This is a genomic window from Mesorhizobium sp. P3_A9 (genome assembly GCF_056402975.1).
This window is the reverse complement of record NZ_JBFUGJ010000795.1, coordinates 1-613: the sequence shown is the minus strand read 5'-3', so window position 1 is coordinate 613 and position 613 is coordinate 1. Positions and strand designations below refer to the sequence as shown.

At 63.3% G+C, this 613-nt stretch carries 1 protein-coding gene; it reads left to right on the top strand.

Annotated features, from left to right (window positions below; all coding sequences use genetic code 11):
• Positions 1–74: 74 nt before the first annotated feature.
• Positions 75–613 (top strand): NAD-dependent epimerase/dehydratase family protein (locus AC1DX0_RS36785; protein ID WP_477359563.1); only part of this gene is annotated, 539 nt, incomplete at its 3' end.

The following is a 613-nucleotide window of genomic DNA, read 5'->3' as shown; positions in this document are numbered from 1 at the left end:
AGGCAGATCTGGCGCGCGCCATTGGCGGCACAGGGCAGAGCGGTCGCTCGGCATAGGATGCGCTGATGGGCGACATGTTTGAACTTCAGGGCAAGCGGGTTTTCGTCGCCGGGCATCGCGGCATGGTCGGCGCGGCGATTGTGCGCCGGCTGGCGTCCGAGGGCTGCGAGGTCCTGACCGTATCTCGTGACCGGCTCGATCTTCTCGATCAGGCCGGTGTGCGGCGCTGGATGGCCGAGCACAGGCCGGATGCCGTGGTGTTGGCTGCCGCCAAGGTCGGCGGCATTCTGGCCAATGACCGGTTCCCGGCGGATTTCCTGCATGAAAATCTCGTCCTGCAGAGCAATGTCATCGACGGCGCCTTTCGCAGCGAGGTGGGCAAACTGCTGTTTCTTGGCTCGTCCTGCATCTACCCGAAGTTCGCGGCGCAACCGATCTCGGAAGATGCTTTGCTGACCGGCCCGCTCGAACCCACCAACGAAGCCTATGCGATCGCCAAGATCGCCGGGCTGAAACTGTGCCAGGCTTATCGGCGCCAACATGGCGTCGACTACATATCGGCAATGCCGGCCAGTCTCTTTGGCCCGGGCGACAATTTCGACCTCTCCAGCAG